Here is a 7,304-nt window from a genome sequence, read left to right as displayed (position 1 = left end):
CCTGTTTCGACGCCTGAAAGGATTCCGAAGAATCTTTAGCCGATTCGACAAGCTTGATGTGGTTTTCAGGTTTTTCATTAACTTTTCACTGATCGCCGACAGGCTGATTAGTGTGAACAGGCCCTAGCTTTTGATCCTAATAGAGGAGAATATGAAGTAAAAGCAGGCATTTTCCAAATTTGGTTAAATGAAGTGTTAAAGGAGTATGGAGCGACAGAGAACGACATTATGGGTCTTGATTACCTTGACGCATAGACCGAAACAAAAAGGGGACGTTTTTCGAGTAACGTATCCAGTAAAGATGTGGCTTGCTCCCGCAAAAAACTCACGATAAAGGCTTCAGAATCAACGGCAGACCATCGCCGGGCCTGCCGATCGGCGAGGGCCGATAGGGCATCTTATAACCGGGTACCACCGCCAATTCATACTTTCTGAGCAGGTAAAACAACACCAGCTTCACCTGCAACTCGGCAAAGTTCAGCCCCAGACACTTGTGCGCGCCGCCACCAAAGGGTATCCAGGCGAACCGGTGTCGATTATGCTCCGCCCGCGCCTTGCCGAACCGCTCGGGATCAAACTCATCGGGGCGAGTCCAAATCTCCGGCAGGCGATGGGTAAAGTAAGGACTGACAGTGACAATCGAACCCTTCTCTATCCGGTAGTCGTCAAAGTGACAGTCGCGCACAGCCGCACGCGGGATCGTCGGCAGGGGCGGATACAACCGCAGTGCCTCTTTCAACACCAGCCCGGCAGCGGTAAATTCATCCATATCGTCATAATGCAGGCGATCCCCGCCCAGGCGGTCAATATCGGCGCGAATCCGCGCCTGCCACTCGGGATTCTGCGCCAGCGCGTAGCACACACTGGACAGGGAACTGGTGGTGGTATCGTGGGCCGCCATCATCAGGAATATCATATGATCGACAATATCCTCAGCGCTGAAGCTCTCGCCGCTCTCCGTTTGGGCGCGGCAGATCTCAGCAAACATATCGCTGTCAGGCGACTGCCTTTTACCGGGAATCCGTGCTCGAAAGTAAGTCTCCAACAGACGCCGGCCACGCAGACCGCGCTGGTAAGGTGTGCCCGGCAGCGGGTAGCGCACCAATACCAGTGACGCGGCGACCAGGTCGACAAACGCCTGGTTGACGGTATCGGCATCACTGGCCAGGGTTTCGCCAAGGAAGATTTTCGCCGCCAGGCCGAGGGTCAACTGCTTGATGGCGGGATAAAACAAAAAATCGGCGCGCCGACCCCAGATCGTGGTCACGCTGTCGATATCCGGATTCATGGCATCGACATAGGCCGCCAGCGCCGCACGCTTGAAAGGTGCGGCCATCAGGCGCCGGTGAAACTTGTGATCCTCCCCGTCGCGCAGCATCAGCCCGTTGGGAAACAGTTTCTCCAGCGGTATGTTCCAGGCCAGCCGGCTGGAAAAATTACCCTCGCGATCCAGCAGCACAAACTCATTGCCGGCCGGGCTGAACAGGTGAATATTGCGGATCATTAGAAAATCGTTGTAGTAAACCGCGCCATACTTCGCATACATCTCATCATAGAGCTGGTTGCAGTTTTTTATATAGCGCAGGCTGTGGCCGATAATCGGCCAGCCGGATTCACCGGGGATGGCGCGTACCGCTGATGTCATGACGCAGATTCTCGCAAAATGAATGGCCGCAGGCCCGATAATGGACCCGAAGCCGCCGCATTTCAACACGGCCTGCCGGCAGGGCATCGGGACCAGCCCCGCCAATCGGGCAATTTTGTACAAAACTTTTCGGCGATAACGGATATGCTTGGTATGCTGGCAACTGCCCCGGATGCAAAAGAGAAAAGACAGCTAGGAAACTGACAGTGACAGAGAAGGCAACCTACAGGTACGCGGCAGAGCTGGGCGGACTGGAACTATTACAGGCCGACTACCGCCGCCAGACATTCTCCCGCCACAGCCACGAGGGGTATACCATCGGCGTGATCGAATCCGGCGCCCAGCAGTTTTACCGCACCGGCGGCAACCATATCGCCCCGCGCAACAGCATTATTCTGGTCAATGCCGATGAGATTCACAGCGGCTGTGCCGCCTCCGCGGGCGGCTGGGCCTACCGCGCCATGTATCCGCTGCCCGAGCAGATGGACGCTGTTTTGAGCGAACAGCCACAGCGCCTGGCAGGCACCCCCTACTTTCCCGAACCGGTAGTGCAGGACCCGGCGCTGGCCTGGCAGCTCGATATGTTGATCAGGACCCTGGAGACCTCCACCAATCGGCTGCAGCGCGAATCGATGGTCTATACCCTGCTGGCGCAACTGGTGCTGCGCCACGCCCGCAGCCGCGGCGACCCGGCGCCGGTGGTGCTGGCGCCGCCACGGCTGCAACTGGCGAAGGCGTTTTTGGACGAACACCCCGCCGCCGATACGTCACTGACCGAACTGTCCGCACTGGCGGGGCTCAGCCCCTACCACCTGGTGCGACAGTTCAAACAGTATTTCGGCCTGCCGCCCCACGCCTACCAGATACAGGCGCGGCTGCGGTTTGCCAAAACGCTGATACGCCAGCGTAAATCCCTCGCCGCCGCCGCGGTGGAAGCCGGCTTTCACGACCAGAGCCATATGCACCGGCACTTCAAAAAAGCGCTGGGCACCACGCCGGGACAGTACGCCCTGCAACACCGGCAGCGGCGCCTGAGCGCCTGAGCGCCTGAGGCCCGGACATCCCAATGCATCTGTAACCGAGGGGCCTATGCCATCCACTGATACCCCATCGAAGGTCGGGCCGGACACCCGCGCGCCCCGTATCCAACCGTTTTCGCGGGGCGCGGTAGCGGCCCTGCCGCTGTGTGTGGCGGTGGTCCCCTGGGGCTTGTTGACCGGCTCGCTGGCCATAGAGTCGGGGTTGTCGCCGGTCCAGGGACAGGCGATGTCGCTGCTGGTCTTTGCCGGCGCCGCGCAACTGGTGGGCATGGGTCTGATCAAAGCCGGCGCTGGGCTCGGCAGTATTTTGCTGACCACGTTTTTTATCAGTTCCCGCCACCTGCTCTACTCGATGATCTACCGCCAGCACCTGGCCCGGCAACCGAAACGCTGGCGTCTGGCGCTGGGCTTTCTGTTGACCGACGAGCTGTTCGCCCTGACCAGCCAACCGGCGCCGGGCGCCGGCGGCTTCAATCGCTGGTATGCGTTCGGTGTCGGTTTTACTTTTTACCTGGTCTGGAATATCACGACTTTTTTCGGCCTGATCGCCGGGCGTATGATTCCCGACCTCAACACCCTGGGGCTGGACTTTGCCATCGCCGCCACCTTTATCGCTATTGTGGTTCCGATGGTCAAAAACCTGGCCGTATTGGCTACCGTGGCGACGGCGGCGGTGCTGGCGGTGCTCTGCGAGGTGCAGCAGATCGAGGGGGGAATCATCATCGCCGCCCTCGGTGCCATGACGGTGGGCTTCCTGACAACGGGGAAAACATCGTGACGATCTGGTTGACCCTGTTGCTGATGGCAGCGGTGACATTTGCAACCCGCTATGCATTTCTCGAGCCGCGGGTACCCATTCGCCTGAACAACGCCGCCCAGCGGTTTCTGGGCTACTCGGCCCCGGCGGTGCTGACCGCCATTACCGCGCCGATTGTGTTTGCCCGCGGGCAGCAGCTTGACCTGAGAGTGGACAACATCTATCTGTGGGCGGCGCTGACGGCGGTCACGGTGGCTTACTTCAGCCGCAATACCCTGCTGACCGTCGCCGTCAGCATGCCGGTGTTTTTCGGACTGAAGCACTACTTGCAGTAAAGAATTGCAATAACAAACGACACCGGAGAGCCCCCCGGTGCCCGAGTCTTAGTTGACCGTGGGCTGCTCGCCATCACCCGCATTGGCCTTGGCCTGCGCCATGGCCTGGGCAAACAGCGCATCGAAGTTAATCGGCGGCAACATCAGCGGAGGGAAACTGCCCTTGGTGACGATGTTGTCGACCGCTTCACGGGCGTAGGGAAACAGTATCTGCGGGCACATGGTGTTGAGCACCTGTGCCAGTTGCTGGCCCTCTATGCCCTTGACCAGAAACAGGCCGGCCTGTTGTATTTCGGTGAGGAAGGCGGTCTCCTCGTCGATCTTGGCGGTGATCGTCAGTGTCAGCACCACTTCATAGTTGTCGTCGTCGACCCGATTGGTCTTGGTGTTGAGTTCCTGGTTGACCTGGGGTTTCCACTGCTTTTTGAAAGCTTCCACACCCATGGGCGCTTCGAAAGACAAATCCTTCAGATAAATCCGCTGCATGGCAAACTGCTGTTGCCCCTGTTGTTGATCACCTGCTGCCGCTTCGGTGCTGTTTTCATCAGCCATAATTATTCTGCCTGCTCATGTCATTTTATTTTGGGTTAACTTGGGTTAACGAAGTTGTATGATCTTGTTTCGTTACATCTCAGTGGAGGCTTTATAGAGGCTTGCCTGCAGATGCCTTCCCAGTGCCAGGGCTAGGTATGGGGGCAGCGGATCGGAATTCAACCGCCGTGCGCCAACTAATCTTTCCGGGCCATCGGGCCATCGGTCAAGCTGTCAACAGGCTGTCGAGTTGCCCGCGCCGCTCCAGCGCCAGCAATTCGTCGCAGCCACCCACGTGGGTGTCGCCGATCCAGATTTGCGGCACGGTGCGGCGCCCGCTCTTGGCCATCATCTCGCGTCGCAGTTGGGGATTGAAATCCACCTGTATTTCCCGATACCCGACACCCTTGCCGTCCAATAAGTATTTGGCGCGGATGCAGTAGGGGCAAAAGCGCGTGGTGTAAATCACTACTTTCTCAGACGCCATGTGATCAGCCGTCACCTTCTCGGGCACCACGTCTTCAGACGCAGCCTTCTCGGGCGCGACTTTCTCGGATACGACTTTCTCGGACATGGGAACCTCAGGGTAAATTAAAACAGTGGCCGCACATTCAGCAATAACGTTGGACCGGTTTCAGCGCCGCCGGCGCGGGCTGGCTGCAAGGTCCCCCGGCGTCACTTTTTGACCACCGGCAGGTTCTGGTTCTGCCATTCCGCCATACCGCCGTCCAGACGCCGCACATCGAAGCCCTTCTCGCGCAACGCGCGCCCGGCATTGCCCACGTGCTGGCCCATTTTATCGACCAGTACGACCACCTTTTCCCGGTGCGGTTCCAACTCGACAAACCGCTCAGCCAGCTTGTTGTGGGGAATATTGACGGCATCGACGATATGCCCGGCCTTGAAGTCAGCCGCCTCGCGCACGTCGACCAGGACTGCGCTGTCGCTGTTGAGCATGCGGGTCGCCTCCTGGGCCGACACCCCCTTGCCGCCTTTTTGTTTTTCCCGCCAGGTAAACACATAGATCAACACCAGCAACACACTGACGAGTAACCATTGCTCACTGATAAATACAAAAAACTCCACGCCCCTGGGTTTCCTTTTGCCATGACCTGCCATAACCCGCACCGCCACTGCGCCGGCACGGGAATTAACGAAAGCGCCGCAGTATACACCATAGGGATACGGTTGCTTAACCGCACAGCCGTAGAGTTCTCGGGACTAAGCCGGTAAACTCTGCCACTCTTCGGCCGGCGCAATCCACCACCCTGTGCGCTCAGGTACTCCAGCGGGGTCCCGATGATAGATAGTGCCATAGCCCGACGGTAGCTGGTGCCGATAGCCCGATGATAGATAGCGCCGATAGACAGTGCCCCGCAGACAGGCAACAGGGTTAGCGACGGGTTCTGTTCCCGGCAGGCTTTAACGATATTCAGGCAGATTCACATGACGACGACCAACAGACCTCTGGCCCTCCTGGTACTGGACGGCTTCGGCCACTCCGACAGTGCCGACTACAACGCCATCAAAGCCGCCGACACACCGGTCTGGGATAGCATCTGGCAGCGCCGGCCGAGCACCCTGATCCACACCTCGGGCATGGCGGTGGGCCTGCCGGAGGGCCAGATGGGCAACTCCGAGGTGGGCCATATGACCCTGGGCGCGGGGCGGGTCGTGTACCAAAATTACACCCGTATCAACAAGGCCATCAGCGACGGCGAGTTTTTCTCCAACCCGGCCTACAGCGCCGCCGTCGACAAGGCGATAGACAACGGTGGCGCCCTGCATATTTTCGGGCTGCTGTCGCCGGGGGGCGTGCACAGCCACGAAGACCATATTCTCGCGATCCTGGAGCTGGCCGCCCGGCGCGGCGCCAAGACCGTTTATGTGCACGCCTTCCTAGACGGTCGCGATACACCGCCGCGCAGTGCCGAGGCCTCACTGGCGAAACTGGAGGACAAGCTGGCGGCCCTGGGCGTGGGCAAGGTGGCAACTGTGATGGGCCGCTTCTACGCCATGGATCGCGACCAGCGCTGGGATCGGGTACAGGCCGCCTACGATCTGCTCACCAAAGGCGCAGCCGATTATCACAGCGACACGGCGTTACAGGCCTTACAGGCCGCTTACGAGCGGGACGAAAACGACGAGTTCGTCAAACCCACCGTTATCGACAGCGCCGGTGATGCCCGGGTGCGCGACGGCGACAGCATTATTTTTATGAATTTCCGCCCCGATCGAGCGCGGCAGTTGACCCGCGCGTTCGTGGAGGAGACGTTCGACGGCCTCGAGCGCGACCAGCGCCCGCACCTGGCGGATTTTGTCATGACCACGGAATACGCCGCGGATATCGATACCCCTTGTGCCTACCCGCCCCAGGCCCTGGTCGACTCCCTCGGCGAATACCTGGCCAAACAGGGTAAAACCCAGTTGCGCATCGCCGAGACCGAGAAGTATGCCCACGTGACTTTCTTTTTCAGCGGCGGGCAGGAGGCACTTTATGACGGGGAAGATCGCATTCTGGTGCCTTCACCCAAGGTGGAAACCTACGACCAGCAACCGGCGATGAGCGCCGTCGAGGTGACCGACAAACTGGTCGAGGCGATTGAGAGCGGCACCTATGACGCCATCATCTGTAACTATGCCAACTGCGATCAGGTCGGCCACACCGGCGTTTTCGACGCCTCGGTGGCGGCCGTTGAAGTGGTGGACCAGTGCCTGGGACGGGTCTTCGCCGCGCTCGAGAAAGTCGGCGGCGAGGCACTGGTGACCGCCGATCACGGCAACGTGGAAGAGATGTTCGATGCCGAATCGGGCCAGCCCCACACCCAGCACACCACCTTGCCGGTACCGTTTGTCTACGTCGGCAAACGCTCGCTCAGCATGACCGACGGCGGCAGCCTGGCCGATGTAGCGCCCACCATGCTGGCGCTGATGGGACTGTCGCAACCGGCGCCCATGACCGGCACCAGCCTGGTCAAACTGGACGACTGAGGCGC

8 protein-coding genes are annotated in these 7,304 nt (G+C 59.6%); 4 read left to right on the top strand and 4 right to left on the bottom strand.

Annotation, left to right across the window (positions count from 1 at the left end):
• Positions 1-325: 325 nt before the first annotated feature.
• Positions 326-1,645, bottom strand: a complete 1,320-nt coding sequence (locus FKG94_RS27810; RefSeq protein ID WP_179957844.1) for a cytochrome P450 — start codon at positions 1,643-1,645, stop codon at positions 326-328.
• Positions 1,646-1,851: 206 nt separating this feature from the next.
• Here FKG94_RS27810 and FKG94_RS27805 point away from each other — a divergent pair, with 206 nt between their 5' ends.
• Genes FKG94_RS27805 through FKG94_RS27795 form a run of 3 tightly spaced genes read left to right on the top strand, consistent with a single transcriptional unit; the run spans position 1,852 to position 3,777 of the window.
• Positions 1,852-2,688, top strand: a complete 837-nt coding sequence (locus FKG94_RS27805) for an AraC family transcriptional regulator (RefSeq protein ID WP_142930225.1) — start codon at positions 1,852-1,854, stop codon at positions 2,686-2,688.
• A gap of 46 nt (positions 2,689-2,734) precedes the next feature.
• A complete protein-coding gene (locus FKG94_RS27800; RefSeq protein WP_142930224.1) occupies positions 2,735-3,463 on the top strand; it encodes an AzlC family ABC transporter permease in 729 nt (242 codons plus the stop codon).
• A complete protein-coding gene (locus FKG94_RS27795; protein WP_142930223.1) occupies positions 3,460-3,777 on the top strand; it encodes an AzlD domain-containing protein in 318 nt (105 codons plus the stop codon). The genes FKG94_RS27800 and FKG94_RS27795 overlap by 4 nt, the downstream gene beginning before the upstream one ends.
• A gap of 48 nt (positions 3,778-3,825) precedes the next feature.
• Here FKG94_RS27795 and secB read toward each other — a convergent pair whose 3' ends face one another.
• The 3 genes from secB to FKG94_RS27780 form a co-directional block, all read right to left on the bottom strand.
• Positions 3,826-4,329 carry a protein-export chaperone SecB gene (secB, locus tag FKG94_RS27790; protein ID WP_142930222.1) on the bottom strand — a complete coding sequence of 168 codons (504 nt, stop codon included), beginning with the start codon at positions 4,327-4,329 and terminating at the stop codon, positions 3,826-3,828.
• Positions 4,330-4,534: 205 nt separating this feature from the next.
• On the bottom strand, positions 4,535-4,795 hold the full coding sequence (gene grxC / locus FKG94_RS27785; RefSeq protein ID WP_142930228.1) for a glutaredoxin 3: 261 nt from the start codon (positions 4,793-4,795) through the stop codon (positions 4,535-4,537).
• A 188-nt stretch (positions 4,796-4,983) separates the two neighbouring features.
• Positions 4,984-5,394, bottom strand: a complete 411-nt coding sequence (locus FKG94_RS27780; RefSeq protein ID WP_246125456.1) for a rhodanese-like domain-containing protein — start codon at positions 5,392-5,394, stop codon at positions 4,984-4,986.
• Positions 5,395-5,754: 360 nt separating this feature from the next.
• Between FKG94_RS27780 and gpmI the strand changes: the two genes are divergently transcribed.
• A complete protein-coding gene (gpmI, locus tag FKG94_RS27775; RefSeq protein ID WP_142930220.1) occupies positions 5,755-7,299 on the top strand; it encodes a 2,3-bisphosphoglycerate-independent phosphoglycerate mutase in 1,545 nt (514 codons plus the stop codon).
• Positions 7,300-7,304 lie beyond the last annotated feature (5 nt).

Source organism: Exilibacterium tricleocarpae, from assembly GCF_007004655.1.
Taxonomy (GTDB): Bacteria; Pseudomonadota; Gammaproteobacteria; order Pseudomonadales; family Cellvibrionaceae; genus Exilibacterium; species Exilibacterium tricleocarpae.
The sequence above is the reverse complement of the archived record's forward strand: the minus strand, read 5'-3'. Positions and strand labels throughout refer to the sequence as shown.